Origin of the sequence: Nonomuraea sp. JJY05 (assembly GCF_043496855.1) — a bacterium.
Classification (GTDB): Bacteria; Actinomycetota; Actinomycetes; order Streptosporangiales; family Streptosporangiaceae; genus Nonomuraea.
Genome location: NZ_JBIEIS010000005.1, coordinates 363219 through 381244, shown reverse-complemented (window position 1 = coordinate 381244; position 18026 = coordinate 363219). Strand labels below are relative to the sequence as shown.

Genomic DNA, 18026 nt, shown 5'->3' with positions numbered 1-18026 from the left:
GGAGCGTGGCAATCGATCCCAAGCGGGACAGGCACGCCCAGGTGGTCCAGGCCCTCGGGCCCCGCATCGTCACGGGCGAGCTCGCTCCCGGCACCTCCATCCCCATCGAGGAGGACCTCGTGGGCGAGCTGGGCATCGGCCGCTCCGCGGTCCGGGAGGGCGTGAAGGTCCTGGCCGGCAAGGGCCTGCTGGAGACCAGGCGGAGCGCGGGGACCAGGGTGCGCCCGCGCGAGTCCTGGAACCTGCTCGACCCCGACGTCCTGAGCTGGCGGTTCGAACCCGAGCCGCGCCCCCGGGACATCCAGATGCTGGCCGACCTGCGGGTCGCGCTGGAGCCGGGCGCCGCCAGGGTGGCGGCCGAGCGGGCGGACGCGGTCGCGGTCCAGCGCATCGACGAGGCCCTGGCCGCGCTGTATGCCACAGCCGACGACCCCGAGCCCTTCATCGAGGCCGACCTGGCCTTCCACAAGGCGGTGTTCGCCGCGGCGGACAACGACCTGCTGCTCTACATCTACGACATGATCAGCATCGCCCTGCGCTCCGTACGGCAGGTGCACACCCGTTCGGTCGCGCACAACAAGGAAACGCTGCCCGGCCACGAGCGCGTGGCGCTGGCGATCAGGCGACGGCACCACCGCAAGGCCGAGGAGGCCATGCGCGAGGTGGTCGAGGTCGCCCGCGCCGACGCCGAGCAGCACGTACGCCTCTGCTGCTAGCTATCTCCAGCAAGAAAGAGCTGACTTTGGACGTCCTCATCGACGTGGACGGCCCCGTGGCCGTCGTCACCCTCAACAGACCCGCCAAGCTCAACGCGATCACCCCTGACATGGCCGCCGCACTGCGCGCCTGCCTCGGCCGGGTGGACGCCGACCCCGCCATCCGGGTCGCGGTGCTCACGGGCGCGGGCGAGCGCTCGTTCTGCGTCGGCAGCGACATCCGCGAGCTGGACGAGTACGCCACGCCGTGGGAGTTCCGCAACCGCGGCGACTACGGCGACGCGGTCCGAGCCCTGCGCAAGCCGATCATCGCGGCCGTCAACGGCTACGCCTACGGCGGCGGCCTGGAGCTGGCCATGGCCTGCGACATCCGCCTGGCGGCCGAGACGGCGACGTTCGCCGCGCCGGAGATCAAGCTCGGCTGGATCGGCGGCAGCGGCCAGTCTGCGCTGCTGGCCCACTCCGTCGGACCCGGCAACGCCGCCACGATGCTGCTCACCGGCGACCCCGTCGACGCCGCCCGCGCTCAGAGCTGGGGGCTGGTCACCGACGTGTTCCCGCAGGAGAAGCTGCTGCCGGCCGCTCTCGAGCTGGCCGGGACGATCGCCAAGCGGCCGCCGATCGCCGCGCAGACCGCCAAGGCCAACCTCAAGGCGGCCTACTCGATGCCGCTCGACCAGGCCATCCAGTACGAGCGCGACCTGCAGACCGTCTGCTTCGCCACGGAGGACGCGGCCGAGGGCCGGGCCGCCTTCGCCGAACGCCGCGAGCCCGTCTTCGAGGGGCGCTGATGGGCGTCCTGGACGGCTACCGCGTGGTCGACCTGTCCATCGCGATGGCGGGCCCGCTGGCCGCCATGCGGCTGGGCGACCTGGGCGCGGACGTGGTCAAGGTGGAGCCGGTGACCGGCGAGTGGCAGCGGCACGCCCCGGCGGGAGGCGCGACGGGCAACAAGGTCAACGCCTCGTTCCTGTCCCTCAACCGCAACAAGCGCAGCCTCGCCGTCAACCTCAAGTCCGGCGAGGGCCGTGCCATCGTGCACAAGCTCGCCGCGACGGCGGACGTGTTCCTGCAGAACTACCGCGCCGGCGTGGCCGAGCGGCTCGGCATGGACTACGACACGATCCGCGCCATCAACCCGGGCATCGTGTACGTCTCCATGTCCGGGTACGGCGAGACGGGCCCGTACGTGTCGAGACCCGGCCAGGACCTGCTCCTGCAGGCCATGAGCGGCGCCATGCTGAGCACCGGCCGCGACGGCGACCCGCCCGCGCCCGCGGGCACGTACGCCATAGACGCGATCACCGCCTACAGCGCCTTCGAGGGCGCGCTGGCCGCGCTGCTGCACCGCGAGCGGACCGGCGAGGGCCAGCGGGTGAGCGTCAACATGCTGGACGCGACCGTCGCCGTGCAGATGCAGGAGCTGTCGATCTTCACGGTCGGCGGCGTGCCGCAGCGGCGCGGGCACGAGCCGCACGGCCACACCTACATCCGCGCGCCGTACGGGGTGTTCGCCACCAAGGACGGCTTTCTCGCGCTCGGCATGCCCAGGCTGGACGCGCTCGCCGTCGCCCTCGACCTGCCGGAGCTGGCCGCCATGGACGGCGACGCCGACGGCCACACCAGGCGCGACGAGATCACCGCGATGGTCGCCGCGCGGCTGCCGGAGCGCACGACGGCCGAGTGGCTGGAGATCTGCGCCCGCCACGACCTGTGGGCGGGCCCGGTGTACGGGTACGCGGACCTGGTGGCGGATCCGCAGGTCAAGCACAACGGCTCGTTCGTCACGTACGAGCACCGCACCGAGGGCACGGTCACCACGCCCGGCTTCCCCTACGGCTTCAGCGCCACCCCGCCACGGGTGCGCCGGGGCGCGCCGCTGGTCGGCGAGCACACGAGGGAGCTGCTGGAGGAGCTCGGCTACCCGCCGGAGCGCACGGCCGAGCTGGTGGCGGAGGGCGTGCTGGCATGCGAGGACTGACCTGGGACCATCCCCGGGGGTACGCGCCGCTGGACGAGCTGACGCGGCTCGACCTGGCCGGGGACAACCCTTACGGGGACGTGCCGGAGCCGATCGAGTGGGACCGGCAGCCCCTGGAGGGGTTCGAGTCGGAGCCCATCGCGAAGCTGTGCGAGACGTACGACGTGCTCGTGATCGACCATCCCGGGCTCGGCGCGGCCATGGACGCGCTGGTGCCGATGGACGAGCTGTTCGACGAGCCGGTGGAGACGCGCTTCGTCGGCAGGAGCTACGAGAGCTACCACCTGGAGGGCCGCCAGTGGGCGCTGCCGCTCGACGCCGCCACCCAGGTGAGCGCGGCCAGGCCCGGCGTCGAGGTCCCGAGGACGTGGCCGGAGATGACGGACTTCGCGCGGGACGCGCGGATGGCGTTGTGCCTGGGCGGGCCGCACGCGTTCCTCATGTTCTGCGCGCTGTGCCCGGGTGACTTCCTCGACGAGGCGGCCGGGGCGCGGGCGCTGGAGCTCATGTCGGAGCTGCTCGCGCTGTCCGACCGCGACGTGTCATTGCTCAACCCGATCGGCGTGCTCGACACCATGACGGCCGGCGGCGTGGACTGCTGCCCCCTGCTGTACGGCTACGTGACCTACCCGCTGACCTTCTCGGACGCCCCCGCCTGGCCGGGCGGGCCACCCGGGAGCGTGCTCGGCGGCACCGGGCTCGTGGTCTCCAGGCGGCGCATCGACGCGATCCGCGAGGCCGTCCGCGCCCACCTGCGCCGCCTGGTGTCGGAGCCGGTGCAGACGAAGCTGTTCCCGGCCACCGGCGGGCAGCCCGCGGCCCGCTCCGCCTGGGAGGGCGACCCCACGCTCGCCACCCTGGAGGCCGCCTGGATCAGGCCGCGCTTCCCCGGCTACATCGCCCTGCAGGAGCGCTCGTCCGCGCTGATCCGCGACGGGCTGCTCGCCCGCGTCCGGCCCCGCGACCTGCTCACGGACCTGCACAAGACATGGAGGCAGAGATGACCACGGCGCTCGTGACAGGCGCCGCCGGAGCGCTCGGCAGGGCGATCGTCCGCCGACTGGCGGCCGACGGCCACCAGGTGGCGGCGCTCGACCTCGACGCCGACTCCCTCGAAGGCGCGCTCAACCTCAAGGTGGACCTGCGCGACCCGGCCGCGATCGAGTCGGCGTTCGCCGAGACGGCCGCGCGGCTCGGCCCGGTCGGCATCCTCGTCAACAACGCGGCGATCTATCCGGCCAGGCCGTTCCTGGAGGTGCCGCTGGCCGAGTACGAGGAGGTGCACGCGGTCAACCAGCGCGCCTACTGGCTGGCCGCCCAGCACGCGGCCGGGCAGATGACCTCGGGCGGCGCGATCGTCAACATCGCCTCGATCACCATGCACGGCGGCTGGTCCGACCTGGCCGCGTACGTGGCCACCAAGGGCGCGGCGGCGGCGCTGACCAGGGCGCTGGCCCGCGAGCTCGGGCCGCGGGAGATCCGGGTCAACTGCGTCTCGCCGGGCGCGTTCCCGACGGCGGCCGAGGAGATCCACGAGGACCCCGAGGCGTACAACCGGTTCGTCCTGGAGCGGCAGTCGCTCCAGCGGCGCGGCACGCCCGACGAGCTGGCGGCCGTGGTGTCGTTCCTCGCGGGCCCGGACGCGTCGTTCGTCACGGGCCAGACCATCGAAGTCAACGGAGGGTGGGTGATGGCATGACGCCGGACCGCAGGCGGCTGGCCGAGCTGACCGGGGACCTGAGCGCGGCCGGCGGCGTCCGGCTGGTGACGCTCGGGGACGGGGTCGAGCGGGGCATCAGGACGCTGGAGTTCCGCACCGGCTCCGGGCTGGCGTTCGACGTGCTGGTGGACAGGTGCATGGACATCGGGCACGCCGAGCACGCCGGGCGCTCGTTCGGCTGGCGCTCCCCCACCGGCTTCCGCCACCCAGGGCTGCACGAGAACGCCGACGAGGACGGGCTGTCCTGGCTGCGCTCGTTCTCCGGGCTCATCGTCACGGCCGGGCTGGACCACACGCTGTTCGGGGGCGAGGTGCCCGCCGACACCTATCAGTACCCGCCCCGGCGGTCGGTGCGGCACGGGCTGCACGGCCGCGCGGGCAACCTCCCGGCCCGGCTCACCGGGTACGGCGAGCGCTGGGACGGTGACCGCTGCGTGCTGTGGGCCGAGGGCGAGGTGCGCCAGGCCGCGGTGTTCGCCGAGAACCTGCGCCTGGTCCGCCGGATCGAGGCCGACCTGGGCGGCGACGAGATCAGGCTCGTCGACACCGTCACCAACGCCGGGTTCGAGCCGGCGCCGCACATGTTCCTCTACCACATCAACCTGGGCTGGCCGCTGCTCGACGAGGGCGCCCGGCTGGAGGCCGACATCCGGGAGACGCTCTGGCAGAGCGACAGCGTGGCCGAGCAGAAGGCCGACCACGTGACCTTCCCCGGGCCGGCGCCGGGCTTCGTGGAGCAGGTGTACGAGCACGCGCTCAACCCCGGCGCGGACGGGCTGCACCGGGTCGCGGTGGCCAACGACCGGCTCGGGATGAAGGTCACCGTGGAGTGGCGGGCGGAGGAGTTCCCGTACTTCTTCGAGTGGCTGAACCTGCGCTCGGGCAACTACGCGGTCGGCCTGGAGCCGTCCACCCACCACGTGTCCGGCGACGCGGCGGCGCGGGAGGACGGCAGCATGATCTGGCTCGGCCCTCAGGAGTCGCGGACGTACCGGACGACCTTCCGCGTCTCCTAGTGAAGGCGGTACGCGCGGCGGGCCGTACCGGCGAAGACCTCGGCCCGCTCGCCTTCCGACAACCCGGCGCACAGGTCGTCCGCGGCCTGTGCGACCTGGTCGTACCCGGCGGCGAGCAGGCAGACCGGCCAGTCGGAGCCGAACATCACCCGCTCGGGCCCGAACGCCTCCAGGACGGTCTCGGCGTACGGCCGCAGGTCGGCCACCTGCCAGGACGCCCAGTCGGCCTCGGTGACCATGCCGGACAGCTTGCAGTAGACGTTGGGGCGGGCGGCCAGCTCCAGGATCCGGCTCCGCCACGGCTCCAGCTCGCCGGCGGCGATCGGCGGCTTGGACAGGTGGTCGAGCACGAACGTGAGCTCGGGCATGGCTGTCACGGTCTCGATGGCGGCGGGGAGCTGGTGCGGCAGCGTGAGCAGGTCGTACGCCAGCCCGGCGGCGGCCACCGCGGCGAGCCCGCGGCGCACGTCGGGCCGGGTGAGCCAGTCCGGGTCAGGCTCGGACTGGACGCCGTGCCGGACGCCCACCAGCCCGGCCGGCAGGCCCGCCAGGGTGTCGGCGGCGTCGGGCGCGGTCAGGTCGATCCAGCCGACGACGCCCGCGACCAGGTCGGACTCCGCGGCCAGCGCCAGGAACTCGCGCGTCTCGGCCAGATCGGGCAGCACCTGCACCAGCACGGTCGCGCTCACCCCGGCCGCCGCCGCGGGCCCGGCGAGGTCGTCGAGGGTGAACGTGCGCCGGACGGGCGCCATCGGCTCGGGATCGAGCCAGCCGTGCTGGCGGGCGGCGAGGTCCCAGACGTGGTGGTGGGCGTCGATGCGGGTCATGGCTCAGTCCAACTCGGTCCAGAGGGCTTCGGGAATCGGGGTGGCGGCCAGGGCGAGGTCCTCGGCCACCTCCTCGGGGCTGCGGGCGCCGACCACGATGCCGGTAACGGCCGGGTGGCGCAACGGGAACTGCAGCGCGGCCGCCGCGAGCGGCACGTCGTAGGCGGCGCAGCGCTCGGCCAGGCCGCGCGCCCGCTTCAGCACGGGCTCGGGCGCCGGGGCGTAGTCGTGGTACGCGCCGGGCCCCGCGGTGCCGAGACCGATCCGGGAAACGCCAACGCCGCTTCGCCCGAGCTTCTCCATGATCGGCAACCTAGCAGAGCTCCCATCTTTCGGCTAGATCTACGGGAGGTATGGACATCAGATGACTTTTTCGCGTAAAGATACATCCTACGTTCACCGCGCTTGTGGCGTCCCTGTGAGCGGCTGCTGAGCCGGACGGGTCGTACGCATCCATGCGCTCTTTCCTCCACCGTGTTCTGGAACAGGAGTGACGGTGTCCAACGACGGCTACACACGACGAGGCGTACTCAAGACCGGCTTAGGCGCCGCGGCAGGATCCCTGCTCGTGGCCGCCCCCGCGCACGCCTCCACGGCCGCCGGCCCGCTCGCGCTCTGGTACGACCGCCCGGCGGCGGCCTGGCTGGAGGCGCTGCCGGTCGGCTGCGGGAGGCTCGGGGCCATGGTCTTCGGCGGCGTGGCCACCGAGCGCCTGCAGCTCAACGAGGACAGCATCTGGGCCGGCGGGCCGCACGACTACGACAACCCCGAGGCCCTGGCCGCGCTCCCCGAGATCAGGCGGCTGGTCTGGGAGGACAAGTGGCAGGCCGCCCAGAACCTGGCGGACAAGAAGTTCCTCGGCAAGCCCAGCGAGCAGGCGCCGTACCAGGTGCTGGGCGACCTCACGCTGACCTTCCCCGGCGCCGCGGAGTTCACGGAGTACCGCCGCGAGCTGGACCTGACCCGGGCCGTCACCACGGTCACGTACGTGCGCGACGGCGTGCGCCACACGCGTGAGGTCTTCGCCAGCAACCCCGACCAGGTCATCGTCGTACGCCACACGGCCGACAGGCCCGGCGCGGTGACGTTCCAGGCGGCCTTCACCAGCCCGCAGGCGTCCTCCACCTCCTCCGCCGGCCGCGACTCCATCGCCCTGGACGGGGTCAGCACCGACACGCAGGGCCTGAAGGGCGAGGTCCGCTTCCGCGCGCTGGCCAGGGCGCAGGCCCGCGGCGGCGCGGTCCGCACCGACGGCGGCTCGCTGATCGTCGAGGGGGCGGACGAGGTCACGCTGCTGATCTCCATGGGCTCCAGTTACCGCAGCTACAAGGACGTCGGCGGCGACCCGGCCGAGGTGGCGGGCCAGCATCTCACCCGTGCGTGCGGGCAGCCGTACGAGGTGCTGAAGCGCAAGCACGTACGGGACTACCAGCGGCTCTTCGGGCGGCTCGAGATCGACCTGGGCGCCTCGGAGGCAGCCGCGCTCCCGACCGACCAGCGGATCGCGCGCAAGCAGCTCGACACCGACCCCGGGCTGGCCGCGCTGTACTACCAGTTCGGCCGTTACCTGCTGATCTCCTCCTCCCGCTCGCCCGGCTACGCCGCCAACCTGCAGGGCATCTGGAACGACTCGCTCACGCCCGCGTGGGAGTCGAAGTACACCATCAACATCAACTGCGAGATGAACTACTGGCCCGCCGCGCCCGCGAACCTGGTCGAATGCATGGACCCGCTGTTCGACCTGATCAAGGATCTGGCGGAGACCGGGGCCAGGACCGCCGCCACGCACTACGGCGCGAAGGGCTGGGTGGCGCACCACAACACCGACGGCTGGCGCGGGACGGCGCCCGTGGACTTCGCCTTTTACGGTGTGTGGCCCAGCGGCGGGGCGTGGCTGTGCCTGATGCTCTGGGAGCACTACCTCTACACGGGGGACGAGCGGCGCCTGCGCGAGCACTTCCCGCTGATCAAGGGGTCGGTGGAGTTCTTCCTGGACACGCTGCAGACCGATCCCCGCAGCGGCTACCTGGTGACGAACCCGTCGCACTCCCCGGAGGTCGGGCACCACGAGGACGGCGGGGAGAACGTCAGCATCTGCGCGGGGCCCACGATGGACATGCAGATCCTGCGGGACCTGTTCGGGGCCTTCTCGGAGGCGTCGGAGGTCCTGGGGGTCGAGGCGGAGATGCGCGCCAAGGCCGCGGAGGCCCGGTCGCGGCTCGTCCCCAACCAGGTCGGCCACCTGGGGCAGATCCAGGAGTGGCAGGAGGACTACCGGGGGGACGCGGCGCTCTCGCGCAGCCGCCACATCTCGCACCTGTGGGGCCTCTTCCCCGGTCACCAGATCGACCCGCGCCTGTCACCCGACCTGGCCGCCGCCGCCCGGCGCACCCTGGAGCTGCGCGGCGAGGCGGGGGCCGGGTGGTCGCTCGCCTGGAAGATCAACTTCTGGGCGCGGCTGCTCGACGCTCCCGAGGCCTACAAGCGGCTGTCGAACCTGCTGCTGCCTGCCCGTACGGCGCCGAACATGTTCGACCTGCATCCGCCGTTCCAGATCGACGGCAACTTCGGCGGGACGTCGGGGATCACGGAGATGCTGCTGCAGAGCCACGGGGACCAGGTGCACCTGCTGCCCGCCCTGCCCGCCGCCTGGCCGGCCGGGTCGATCCGGGGCTTCCGGGCGCGGGGCGGGTTCGAGGTGGACCTGTCGTGGAGCGCGGGCGCGCTGACCCGGGGGCGGATCCGCTCGGACCTGGGCCGCGAACTCACCCTCCGGACGGCCGCGCCGGTGACGGTCACCTCCCACGGCCGCCCGGTCACCGTCTCCCGCCCCGAGCCCAACGTCGTCGTCCTCGACACCCGCCGAGACACCACCTACGACCTCGCCCCGTCCACCTGACCCCCGCTGCCCGCCCTGCCCCGCCCGGACGGGCGGGCGGGCATCCCCCGGCGGCGGGCGCCGGGGCTCAGACGGTGTCCGTCGGGGTGGTGCGGGCCCGGGGGCGGGTGCGGGAGGCCTCGCCGCGGGCGTGGGCGGCGAAGAGGCGGGCCGCCTCGTCCGGGTCGCCCGACGCCAGGGCCGCCACCAGGTCGTCGTGGTGGCCCGCCATGGCCGTCCAGTCGCCGTCGTACAGCGGATTGCCCACCACGTGGAGGCTCCACAGGTTCGACTCGATCGTCCGCCACAACCGCAGCAGGAACGAGTTGCCGCAGGCCGCGCAGACCCGCCGGTGGAAGGCCAGGTCGGCGTCGCGGAAGGCGCCGATGTCCCCGTCCTGGGCGGCCTGCCGCATGGCCAGCACGTCGGCCGAGAGCTCCCGCAGGGTGTCGGCCTGGATGCGGGCGGCGGCGCCCCGTGCGGCATACTCCTCCAGCAGCACCCTGATGTCGCGGACCTCCCGGGCCTGCTCGTCGGAGATCTCCGCGACGTAGCTCCCCCGGTTGGGATAGGAGATGACCAGCCCCTCGTGCGCCAACCGCTTGATCGCCTCACGAGCCGGGGCCTGGCTGGTGCCGACCCGGCGGGCGATCTCCGCTTCCACCAGCCGCTGCCCCGCCACCAGCTCCCCCGAGACGATCCACCCGCGCAGCAGCGCGTAGACGCGGTCGGACAGGAGCTCCCTGGGCAGCAGCCGGGCCGCGGGCGGCGCGATCTGCTGCTCCTGCCAGATCCGGGCCACCGTCGACTGCGACAGCCCGAGCTGGCGCGCCATCGTACGGGTCGAGGGCACGGCCGTGCCGCCGGCCGCGGCGGCGATCACGCGCTCGGCCTCCTGCCGCTCCGCGGTGCGCGGGCGGCCGGGGCGCGGCGCGTCCGCCAGCCCGTCGAGCCCGCGCTCCACGAAGCGGGCCCGCCATTTGGCCACCGTCGCCGGGCTCACGTCGAGCCGGTCGGCGATCTCCTTGCGCGCCAGCCCGTCCGCGCAGGCGAGCACGATCCGGCTGCGCAACCCCAGCCCTCCGGAGGACCCTTCGGCCCACTCGCGCAGAGCGGTGCGCTCCTCCTCGCCCAGCACCAGCCGCTTGTCGTCATCGCGTCCAGCCACGGCTCCACCTTAACGTATTTATGACTCAGTCACTCACTGGAAACTTATTTGTAGCTCCACATAGCCCCTTGACGAGGCTATGTGACCAACGTATTAAATAATCGCTAATCGAGTATCGACCCATTAAAAGGCGTCGCAGATCTCGCCCCCTTGGAGGTGCGATGCGTTCCCCCCATCCATTCCTCGCCCCCACAGCCCTCAGCTGCCTGCTCCTGCTCACCGGCTGCGGCGGGGGCGGCTTCGCCGGCGACTCGCAGGCCAAGCAGGGCGACGGCGGCCAGATCACGGTCCGGATGCTGGTCAACATCACCCCCAACCTCACCCAGGCGTACTGGGACGGCCTGGTCAAGCCGTTCGAGCAGGCCAATCCCGGCATCGACGTCAAGGTCGAGGCGCCGACCGGCAAGGGCGTGGCCGACACGCTGCCGCAGCAGCTCGCCGCGGGCAACGCGCCCGACGTGGTCGAGACGCTGACGGTGGACGAGACGCTCTCCAAGCAGATGCTCGACCTGACCGACCAGCCGTGGGCGAAGGACACTCCGCTGGCCAAGGAGGCGAGCCTGGGCGGCAAGATCTACACGGTCGGCGTCGGCGTGCAGGCGCAGTCGCTGGTCTTCTACAACAAGAGCGCGTTCGACAAGGCCGGGATCGACAAGCCGCCGACCACGCTCGACGAGTTCGACGCCGCGATGGGCAAGCTCAAGTCGGCCGGGTGGCTGCCGCTGCAGACCGGCGGCGAGTTCCTGACCGGGCTCCAGCTGCTGCAGTTCTCCGGCCCCTCGCGCGCCCAGCTCCACCCCACCTGGCAGCAGGACGTCAAGGCGGGCAAGCTCAAGGCCGGCGAGTCCCTGCTGCCCTACCTGGAGCGCTACCGCACCTGGATCGACAAGGGGTACGTCGACAAGAACGCCCTGGGCACGAAGTACGCCGACGCCGAGACCGCGTTCCTGTCCGGCAAGGCCGCCATGTACGTGATGGGCAGCTGGTTCACCGCCGCCGAGGCCAAGTCGAAGAAGGACTTCGAGGTCGGCGTCTTCCCGGCCCCGGTCGACAAGGGCCAGGCGTACCCGGGGCCGCAGGGCGCCACGATGGCGGCCCCGTACATGATCCTCAAGTCCACCCCGAGCAAGGACGCGGCGCTCAAGCTCGTGCAGTGGCTCGTCACCGACCAGGCGGCGGTCAAGAGCCAGCTCGAGCAGGACGGCAACTTCCGCGCCGGCGTGGAGCGCGAGTTCACGCCGCTGGAGAAGCAGGTGCAGGAGATCCTCGACAGCGCCCCGTCCGGCGTCCCGCAGGGCGAGGGGTACGGCGACGCGACCCTCCCCAAGGGCTTCAACGCCGCGTGGAACACCGAGGTCCAGGGCCTGTACGTGGGCAAGTCGCCCAAGGAAGTGGCCGAGGGCGTGGACCGGTGGCTGGCCGGCCGCAAATGACGCTCACCCGGGAAGCACCCCCAGCCCTCCCCGAAGCTCCCGCCCCTCCGGGAAGGAAGCGCGGCGACGGGTGGGCCAACACGATCATGGTCGCCCCCGCCACCGTCCTCTACACCGTGATGCTGATCGTCCCGGTCGGCCTGGCGCTCTACCTGAGCCTCACCGACTGGGACGGCTTCAGCGCCGACCCCGCCTTCGTCGGCGCCGCCAACTACCTCGACCTCCTCGACGACCCCGAGCTGCGCCGCGCCGCCCTCGTCACCCTGCTGGTCGCCGCCGCGGGCACGGCCGGGCTCAACCTGCTCGGCCTCGGCTTCGCCCTCCTGGTGAACGGCGCCTCGAAGGCGAACACGTTCTTCCGGATCGTCCTGTTCTATCCGCACGTGCTCAGCGCTCTCGTGGTCGGCTTCCTCTGGTCGGCGATCCTCGGCACCAACGGCGCGGTCAACAACCTGGTGACGAAGTGGGGCGGCGAGGTGCTCCCGTTCCTGTCGGACCCGGCATGGGCCACGGTCACCATGATCGGGGTGCTGGTGTGGGCCGGGTTCGGGGTCAACGTGGTGCTCTACCTGGCGGGGCTGCAGGCCGTGCCGCACTCCCTGATCGAGGCGGCGCGCATCGACGGCGCCACGCGCCGGCAGGTGTTCAGGCACGTGACGCTCCCGGCGCTCGGCCCGTCCGTGACGGTCAACATCGTGCTGTCGCTGGTGACGCTGCTCAAGACGTACGACCTGGTGGTTTCGCTGACGGCGGGCGGCCCGGCCGGGCAGACGCAGACCGTCGCCTATCTCATCCTGTGGAACTCCTTCCACGACGCCCGCCTCGGCTTCGGCTCCGCGCAGTCGGTGCTGCTCATGCTGGTGACGGCGGCGCTGGCGTTCGTGGTGACCAGGCTGCGCAGGCGCGGCGAGCTGGCGGTGCACCAGTGAGAAGGACGTTCCTCTGGGCCACCGTCGCCTTCATGCTCATCCCCCTGTACGTGCTGACCGTCAACGCGTTCAAGGGCCAGCAGGACATCCTGGCCGACCCGTTCGGGCTGGGGAGCCTCACGCTGGAGCCGCTGGGCAGGGCGCTGACGAACCCGCAGTTCAACGTGTTCAAGGGGTACGCGGTCACGCTGCTGTTCGTGGTGGCGGTCAACGCGCTGTCGGTGGTGCTGGCCGCGCCGGCCGCCTACGTGATCGCGCGCAGCCCGAAGCGTCGCTTCCGGGTGCTGATGCTGTTCTTCCTGGCCGGGACGTTCATCCCGGGCCAGGTGCTGGTCATCCCCGTCGTGTACGTGCTCAAGACCCTCGGCCTGATGGGCACCATCCGGGGGTTCGTGCTGTTCGAGACCGTGTTGACGCTACCGTTCTCGATCTTCCTGTACGCCGGCTACATCGCCACCATCCCGGCCGTGCTCGACCAGGCGGCGGCCGTGGACGGGGCGGGCAGGCTGCGTACGTTCTGGCAGATCGTCTTCCCGCTGATGAGGCCCGCGGTCGCCACGATGGTCATCCTCAACACCTTCTCGGTGTGGAACGACTTCGTGAACCCGCAGATCATCCTGGGCCCCGGCAGCGGCCTCTACACCGTGACCACCGGCGTCTACGCGGCCGTCAGCCAGTACTCCACCGACTACACGGTGGTCTTCCCGACGCTGCTGCTGGCCATCGCCCCGCTGCTGGTCTTCTTCGTCTTCATGCAACGGCACATCATCAGCGGCCTGACCGCCGGAGCAACGAAAGGGTGAAGATGCGGACAGTATCTACGGGACCCGCGAACGGCCCCTCTGTCACGGCGACCGTCCCGCTCGGCGTGCCACCGGTCTGGGCGGTGCTCGAGCGCAGGCTGTTCGACGCCCTCGACGAGGCCTGGCGGGCGTTCGCCGCCCGCTACTGCGGCCCCGACGGGCGGCTCGTCTACCACGGACCGGCCGCGGACCGGGACGGCGCCGACGACTTCTACGAGGCGTTCTTCAACTGGCCCACCCTCTACCAGCTGGGCGGGGCCGACGACCTGCTGGACGCCTCGAAGCACCACTGGGAGGGCGTGACCGCGCAGCTCACGGAGCTGGGCTACCTGGTGGACGAGTTCGAGCGCGGCTATGACTGGTTCCACCAGGGCGAGTCGCTGCTGCTGTTCTACGGCATCTGCGCCGCCGACCCGCGCGACGAGCGCTTCCGCGAGCGCGCCCGCCGCTTCGCCGACCTCTACCTGCCCGGCTCGGCCAACTACGACGCCGAGCACGACATCATCCGCGCGCCGCACAACGGCGCCGGCGGCCCCCGCTACGGCCTGCAGTGGGAGTGGGCGTCCTACCACACCGACCTGGTCAGCATGCGGCCGTACGGCCTGCCGCTGCGCGATCTGCCGGGCATCGCGGAGTGGGAGGACCTGGGCGACCCGAGCAACGCCGCCCGCATGGGCGCCGCCATGAACGAGCGCCTCGGCCGCGGCGACGTGGCCGTCAACCTGGCCGCGACCAGCCTGGCCGTCAACGCCTGGCTGTACGACGGCGACGACCGCTACCGCGACTGGGCCCTGCGCTACATCGGCGCATGGGAGCGCCGGGCCGCGGCCAACGGCGGGATCCTGCCCGACAACGTGGGCCCGTCCGGCGAGGTCGGCGAGCTGCACGGCGGCCGCTGGTACGGCGGCAACTACGGCTGGCAGTGGCCGCACGGCCTCTACAGCGTCGGCGCCGCCGCCGCGATCGCCGCCGTCAACGCACACCTGCTGACCGGCGACGAGGCCGCGCTCGCCATCGGCCGCGACCCCCTCGAGATCGTGTACGACAAGGCCGTCCAGGCCGGCGTGACCGAGACGGAGATGAGCATCAGCGACCGCTGGCTGGCCGAGCTGGGCGACGAGGCCGGCAAGCCCACCATGCTGGTGCCGAACCGGCACGACGACCGGGGCTGGTTCGACTTCCAGCCGCCGCAGCTCGGCCTGCCCGTCTGGCTCTGGCACGCCTCGCTCGGGGGGCGGGACGCCGACCGGATCGACCGGCTGAGAGCCGCCTCCGGCTACGACTGGGCCACGGTGCGCCCGTTCAGGAACAAGGAGGAGGCCGGGCACGAGGCGCCCTGGCTGGAGTTCCTGCGCGGCGCCAACCCCGGCTTCCCCGAGGCCATGCTGTCCACCGCGCTCGGCCAGGTGCAGCGCCGCATGGCGCTCATCGACGCCGACCGCGCGGACCTGTCCGCCATCCACGTGCACCACTGGCAGCGGCTCAACCCCGTGCTCACCGAGGCGCTGCTGCAGCTCGTCACCGGCACCCCGCAGGTGCTCTACAACGGCGGGCTGCTGCCCACCCGGCTGGCCTACTTCGACGCCGACCGTCAACGCCCAGGGCTGCCCCGGGACGTGGCCGCGCTGGTCGACTCGGTACGCCCCGACGGCACCCGTGTCGAGCTCGTCAACCTCGGCCTCACCCACACCCGCAGGGTCGTGGTCCAGGCGGGCGCGTTCGGCGAGCACCGCATCGACCGTGCGGTCATCACCCGGGGGGGCGAGGACTACCCGGGTGACCCGCGCGCCTACACCACTCCCCCGATCACCGACTCCGAGCGGGAGGTGACGGTGGACGGGCCGCGCCTCCTCGTCGAGCTGCCGCCCGGTCGCCGCATCCGGCTCGACCTGCACACGACCGCGCGCGTCCGCACGCCGTCGCACCAGCACTACTGAGGAGTCACATGGACGACGCCATCTGGGATCTGCCTGTTCGCGGGCAGCTGCCCGCCGGACCCGATCCCGTCCTCGTGGAAGGGTTGAAGCGGATCAGCTCGGCCACCGCCTGCGCCAAGCTGCACGCCCAGGGCATCCGGCGGACCTTCATCGAGGGACCGCGTCCCATCGCCCAAGGGCAGAAGACCGCCGGGCGGGTCCGCACGCTGCAGTTCATGCCGCAGCGTGAGGACATCGCCTCCGGGCTCGGCCAGGAGTACGTCGAGCGGCACACCGCGCTGTGGGCCGTGCTGGAGACGATCGAGCCCGGCGACGTGCTGCTCGTGCAGGCGTACGGCAGCGCGTACACCGGCTGCTTCGGCGACATGCTGGTGCGCTACTTCAAGCGCAAGGGCGGCGCGGGCATCGTCGTGGACGGCCGGATCCGGGACCTGCCCCGGGTGAGCGGCATCGGGCTGCCGCTCTGGACGACGGGCGCGACCCCTCATTACGCCTCGCAGGCGGAGCTGTTCCCGTGGGCGTACGACGTGCCGATTGCCGTGGGCGGGGCGCTCGCGCTGCCCGGCGACCTGTGCGTGGCCGACGACGACGGCGCCGTGGTCGTGCCGCGCCGGCGCGCCGCGTCGGTGCTCGATGCCGCCGCCGACCACGAGCAGTGGGAGCGCTACAGCCGCGCCCGCATCGAGGAGGGCGGGGCGCTTTCTGACTACTACCCACTCACCCCCGAGACCCGCGCCGAGTACGAGCGGTGGCGGGAAGTTAAGGAGAGCCAGTGATCCTCAGGTCCCTGGGCGCGGTCGTCTTACTCCTGGGCGGGCTGACGACCCCGACCCCGGCGGCTGCCGCCAAGACGTGTGACTATTTCGTCTCCCCCGCAGGCGGCGACCGCGGCGACGGCAGCGCCCAGCGCCCGTGGAAGTCCATCGAACAGGCCCGCGACCAGCTCCGGGCCAAGAAGAAGTACCACCAGAACTGCGACATCGTGGTCAACCTCAAGACCGGTGACTACGTGGTCGACAAGACGATCACCTTCACCGAGGCCGACTCCGGCGAGAACGGCCACAAGATCATCTACCGCAGCGCCGACGGCCCCGGCAAGGCCAGGCTGCTCGGGGCCAGGCCGCTGACCGGCTGGCAGAAGTACGACGACAACATCTACAAGACCAAGGTCGACCGGAACTTCCACACGCTCTTCGAGGACGGCAAGCGCGCCACCACCGCCCGCTACCCCAACAGGACCAGCGACGACCTCTGGTCGCCGTACCTGTTCTCGGTGCTGCCCGAGGCGGAGTACCAGGCCGTGCACAACTGGCTCTTCTTCGACGCCAAGGACGTCCCGAAGGAGTGGGACGCCGACTTCGACAAGAACGCCCAGATGGTCGTCTGGTCGGGCGGGTCGTGGAGCTGGTTCACCGACACCGTGCCGCTCGGCGGGGCCGACTTCCGCAAGAACTTCTTCACGCTCAGCTACGACGCCCGCTTCAGCCTCGTCAACAGCCGCAGCGGCTCCCGCTACTTCCTGCAGAACACGCTGCGCTTCCTCGACCAGCCGGGCGAGTACTACTTCGACTTCGCCAACAGCGAGGTCTACTACTGGCCGAAGGGCTCGATCGACAAGGTCGTGGCGCCCACCGTCAAGACGCTCATCTCCCTGGCCGGGTCCTCGCCCGAGCGGCGGGTGCAGAACCTCGTCTTCGACGGGCTGGCGCTGCAGTACTCCGACTTCGTCGACTGGTACCGCTACGGGTGGAACGGCCCCGGCGACTCGGGCTACGAGCACAAGTACCCGATCTACGACCGGCAGATCGAGATGCCGCGCAACCGGTTCGGCATGATCACCGTGACGAACTCCCGCGACATCGACCTGACCAGGCTGCACCTGTCCGACAGCGGTTACACGGGCGTCTTCCTGCTCTTCGCCAACGAGCGCGTCAAGGTGACCGACAGCCTGCTCGACAACATCGGCGGCGACGGCATCAAGGTGGAGGGCGGCTATCCCGGCGAGGGCGACATCACCGGGCACCACACGTTCACCAACAACTACATCTACCACGTCGGTGAGCTGGTGCCCGGCGACGCGGCCGGCATCGAGCTGATGAACACCGGCAACAACCAGGTCAGCAACATCGTCGTCAAGCACAGCGCCCGCTACGGCATAAGCCTGGAGGTCCGCCCCGAGATCAAGAACGAGGACAACTACGCCCGCAACAACAGGTTCTCCTACATCCGCCTGGAGGAGACCGGCCTCGACAGCGGCGACATGGGCGCCTTCTACACCTACGGCGTGCACAACGTCGAACCGCACCCGATCGACAACTACGTCTCGCAGATGGTGATCGGCGACGTCATCAACGACCCGGCCGGGCAGATGCCGGACTCCGGCACGCGCGGCGTCCACATGGACGCGGGCGGCTGCGGGTTCTCGATCGAGAACGTCGAGGTGGGCAAGGTCAGCGACGACAAGTACCAGGCCTACAAGTGCAACGACGTCAAGAACGCCAACTGGGCGGACGGCTTCGACACCTCGAAGATGGAGTACGACAAGATCGGTGTGACGAGCGCGTTCCCGTACCCGATCCCGAGCTAGACACGGTCGCGAGGGTCCGGCCCCCCGGGCT

The 18026-nt window shown here is 71.4% G+C and carries 16 protein-coding genes; 13 read left to right on the top strand and 3 right to left on the bottom strand.

All coding sequences use genetic code 11. The features are described from left to right. Positions 1-5 precede the first annotated feature (5 nt). Genes ACFKCF_RS09495 through ACFKCF_RS09470 form a run of 6 tightly spaced genes read left to right on the top strand, consistent with a single transcriptional unit; the run spans position 6 to position 5433 of the window. The gene (locus ACFKCF_RS09495; RefSeq protein ID WP_387575919.1) at positions 6-716 is read left to right on the top strand and encodes a FadR/GntR family transcriptional regulator; all 711 of its coding nucleotides are present in this window, start codon (positions 6-8) and stop codon (positions 714-716) included. Positions 717-742: 26 nt separating this feature from the next. Then, positions 743-1507 (top strand): enoyl-CoA hydratase/isomerase family protein, encoded by a 765-nt coding sequence (locus ACFKCF_RS09490; protein WP_394492590.1) that lies wholly within the window; start codon positions 743-745, stop codon positions 1505-1507. Further along, a complete protein-coding gene (locus tag ACFKCF_RS09485) occupies positions 1507-2697 on the top strand; it encodes a CaiB/BaiF CoA transferase family protein (RefSeq protein WP_394492589.1) in 1191 nt (396 codons plus the stop codon). Before ACFKCF_RS09490 ends, ACFKCF_RS09485 begins: the two co-directional genes overlap by 1 nt. After that, the gene (locus ACFKCF_RS09480) at positions 2685-3701 is read left to right on the top strand and encodes a hypothetical protein (RefSeq protein WP_394492588.1); all 1017 of its coding nucleotides are present in this window, start codon (positions 2685-2687) and stop codon (positions 3699-3701) included. The genes ACFKCF_RS09485 and ACFKCF_RS09480 overlap by 13 nt, the downstream gene beginning before the upstream one ends. Further along, complete coding sequence (locus ACFKCF_RS09475) at positions 3698-4396, top strand: SDR family NAD(P)-dependent oxidoreductase (protein ID WP_394492587.1); 699 nt, start codon at positions 3698-3700, stop codon at positions 4394-4396. The genes ACFKCF_RS09480 and ACFKCF_RS09475 overlap by 4 nt, the downstream gene beginning before the upstream one ends. Continuing rightward, complete coding sequence (locus ACFKCF_RS09470; RefSeq protein WP_394492586.1) at positions 4393-5433, top strand: aldose 1-epimerase family protein; 1041 nt, start codon at positions 4393-4395, stop codon at positions 5431-5433. The genes ACFKCF_RS09475 and ACFKCF_RS09470 overlap by 4 nt, the downstream gene beginning before the upstream one ends. Here ACFKCF_RS09470 and ACFKCF_RS09465 read toward each other — a convergent pair. Further along, on the bottom strand, positions 5430-6260 hold the full coding sequence (locus tag ACFKCF_RS09465; RefSeq protein WP_394492585.1) for an amidohydrolase family protein: 831 nt from the start codon (positions 6258-6260) through the stop codon (positions 5430-5432). The genes ACFKCF_RS09470 and ACFKCF_RS09465 overlap by 4 nt on opposite strands. A 3-nt stretch (positions 6261-6263) precedes the next feature. After that, positions 6264-6563, bottom strand: a complete 300-nt coding sequence (locus ACFKCF_RS09460) for an aldo/keto reductase (protein ID WP_394492584.1) — start codon at positions 6561-6563, stop codon at positions 6264-6266. 193 nt (positions 6564-6756) lie between these two features. Here ACFKCF_RS09460 and ACFKCF_RS09455 point away from each other — a divergent pair, with 193 nt between their 5' ends. Then, complete coding sequence (locus ACFKCF_RS09455) at positions 6757-9159, top strand: glycosyl hydrolase family 95 catalytic domain-containing protein (RefSeq protein WP_394492583.1); 2403 nt, start codon at positions 6757-6759, stop codon at positions 9157-9159. A gap of 67 nt (positions 9160-9226) precedes the next feature. Here the strand turns inward: ACFKCF_RS09455 and ACFKCF_RS09450 are convergent, their stop codons facing one another. After that, positions 9227-10306, bottom strand: a complete 1080-nt coding sequence (locus ACFKCF_RS09450; RefSeq protein WP_394492582.1) for an FCD domain-containing protein — start codon at positions 10304-10306, stop codon at positions 9227-9229. Between the two features lie 161 nt (positions 10307-10467). Between ACFKCF_RS09450 and ACFKCF_RS09445 the strand changes: the two genes are divergently transcribed. From ACFKCF_RS09445 to ACFKCF_RS09420, 6 genes are read left to right on the top strand one after another with little or no spacing between them, the layout of a single operon-like run. Further along, entirely contained in the window at positions 10468-11739 is a 1272-nt protein-coding gene (locus ACFKCF_RS09445; protein ID WP_394492581.1) for an ABC transporter substrate-binding protein, read from the top strand. After that, positions 11736-12668, top strand: a complete 933-nt coding sequence (locus ACFKCF_RS09440; RefSeq protein ID WP_394492580.1) for a carbohydrate ABC transporter permease — start codon at positions 11736-11738, stop codon at positions 12666-12668. The genes ACFKCF_RS09445 and ACFKCF_RS09440 overlap by 4 nt, the downstream gene beginning before the upstream one ends. After that, the gene (locus tag ACFKCF_RS09435) at positions 12665-13471 is read left to right on the top strand and encodes a carbohydrate ABC transporter permease (RefSeq protein WP_394492579.1); all 807 of its coding nucleotides are present in this window, start codon (positions 12665-12667) and stop codon (positions 13469-13471) included. Before ACFKCF_RS09440 ends, ACFKCF_RS09435 begins: the two co-directional genes overlap by 4 nt. 2 nt (positions 13472-13473) lie before the next feature. After that, positions 13474-15408 (top strand): hypothetical protein, encoded by a 1935-nt coding sequence (locus tag ACFKCF_RS09430; RefSeq protein WP_394492578.1) that lies wholly within the window; start codon positions 13474-13476, stop codon positions 15406-15408. Between the two features lie 8 nt (positions 15409-15416). Then, on the top strand, positions 15417-16184 hold the full coding sequence (locus ACFKCF_RS09425; RefSeq protein ID WP_394492577.1) for a hypothetical protein: 768 nt from the start codon (positions 15417-15419) through the stop codon (positions 16182-16184). After that, a complete protein-coding gene (locus ACFKCF_RS09420; RefSeq protein WP_394492576.1) occupies positions 16181-17995 on the top strand; it encodes a right-handed parallel beta-helix repeat-containing protein in 1815 nt (604 codons plus the stop codon). Before ACFKCF_RS09425 ends, ACFKCF_RS09420 begins: the two co-directional genes overlap by 4 nt. Positions 17996-18026: the final 31 nt, after the last annotated feature.

Excerpts from the sequence above, each read along its gene's own strand:
- ACFKCF_RS09485 (WP_394492589.1), top strand. The coding sequence starts at position 1,507 with ATGGGCGTCCTGGACGGCTACCGCGTGGTCGACCTGTCCATCGCGATG.
- ACFKCF_RS09425 (WP_394492577.1), top strand. The coding sequence starts at position 15,417 with ATGGACGACGCCATCTGGGATCTGCCTGTTCGCGGGCAGCTGCCCGCC.
- ACFKCF_RS09445 (WP_394492581.1), top strand. The coding sequence starts at position 10,468 with ATGCGTTCCCCCCATCCATTCCTCGCCCCCACAGCCCTCAGCTGCCTG.
- ACFKCF_RS09460 (WP_394492584.1), bottom strand. The coding sequence starts at position 6,563 with ATGGAGAAGCTCGGGCGAAGCGGCGTTGGCGTTTCCCGGATCGGTCTC.
- ACFKCF_RS09465 (WP_394492585.1), bottom strand. The coding sequence starts at position 6,260 with ATGACCCGCATCGACGCCCACCACCACGTCTGGGACCTCGCCGCCCGC.
- ACFKCF_RS09430 (WP_394492578.1), top strand. The coding sequence starts at position 13,474 with ATGCGGACAGTATCTACGGGACCCGCGAACGGCCCCTCTGTCACGGCG.
- ACFKCF_RS09440 (WP_394492580.1), top strand. The coding sequence starts at position 11,736 with ATGACGCTCACCCGGGAAGCACCCCCAGCCCTCCCCGAAGCTCCCGCC.
- ACFKCF_RS09470 (WP_394492586.1), top strand. The coding sequence starts at position 4,393 with ATGACGCCGGACCGCAGGCGGCTGGCCGAGCTGACCGGGGACCTGAGC.
- ACFKCF_RS09475 (WP_394492587.1), top strand. The coding sequence starts at position 3,698 with ATGACCACGGCGCTCGTGACAGGCGCCGCCGGAGCGCTCGGCAGGGCG.
- ACFKCF_RS09480 (WP_394492588.1), top strand. The coding sequence starts at position 2,685 with ATGCGAGGACTGACCTGGGACCATCCCCGGGGGTACGCGCCGCTGGAC.